This window comes from Corallococcus llansteffanensis (assembly GCF_003612055.1).
GTDB classification, from domain to species: Bacteria; Myxococcota; Myxococcia; order Myxococcales; family Myxococcaceae; genus Corallococcus; species Corallococcus llansteffanensis.
The window spans coordinates 1-888 of record NZ_RAWB01001093.1 but is presented as its reverse complement, the minus strand read 5'-3'; the positions used below and the strand labels follow the sequence as shown (position 1 = coordinate 888).

The window sequence follows — 888 nt, the reverse complement described above, 5'->3', positions numbered from 1 at the left end:
CCATGTACTCGGGCAGGTGCTGCTTGAGGTGTGCCTTGAGGGTGTCCGCGGTTTGCGCGGTGTCCACGCTGCCGTCCGAGAGCACCACGTAGGCGACGAGGCGCTTGTCGCCGGGCACGTCCTCGCGTGCCAGCACCACCGCTTCACGTACCTCCGGGTGCTGGAGCAACGTCGCTTCGATTTCACCCAGCTCGATGCGGAAGCCACGCACCTTCACCTGGAAGTCCGCGCGGCCCAGGTAGTCGAGCATGCCGTCGGCCCGCCACCGGGCGACGTCGCCCGTGCGGTACAGCCGCGCACCCGGGGTTTCGGAGAAGGCGTCCGGGATGAAGCGGTCGGCGGTCAACTCAGGGCGGCCGAGGTAGCCGCGCGCTACGCCTTCGCCACCGATGAAGAGCTCGCCCGAGACGCCCGTGGGCACCGGGTGGAGGTTGCGGTCCAGCACGTAGACGCGCACGTTGGGCAGCGGCCGGCCGATGGTGGGCGTGGGTGAGGCATCGAAGGCGCATGCCGTGGCGTCCACCGTGCACTCGGTGGGGCCGTAGACGTTGAAGACACGCATGCGCTCATTGGCCGCGAGGTGGCTCCACGTCGCGGTATCCACGGCTTCGCCGCCCACGAGGACGCGGCGGGGAATGGACTCGCGAGCCAGCAGGCCTTCCTCCAGGAGGAGGCGCAGGTGCGCGGGCGAGCAGTCGAGGACGTCCAGCGCGTCCTGTCCGATGCGCTTCACCAACTCACCCACGTCGGCGCGCGCTTCATCCGGGACGATGCAGAGCGTGTGGCCGTCCAGCACCTGGATGAGCTGCTTGACGGAGGCGTCGAAGGACAGCGGGGCATTGACGCTGACGCGCTCTGCCTTCTGCGCGTCGGCGTGGACGGTGCTCG

At 69.4% G+C, this 888-nt stretch carries 1 protein-coding gene; it reads right to left on the bottom strand.

The features are described 5' to 3' along the window. Positions 1-888: AMP-binding protein (locus D7V93_RS43530; RefSeq protein ID WP_147451701.1), on the bottom strand; the 888-nt coding region annotated here is incomplete at both ends.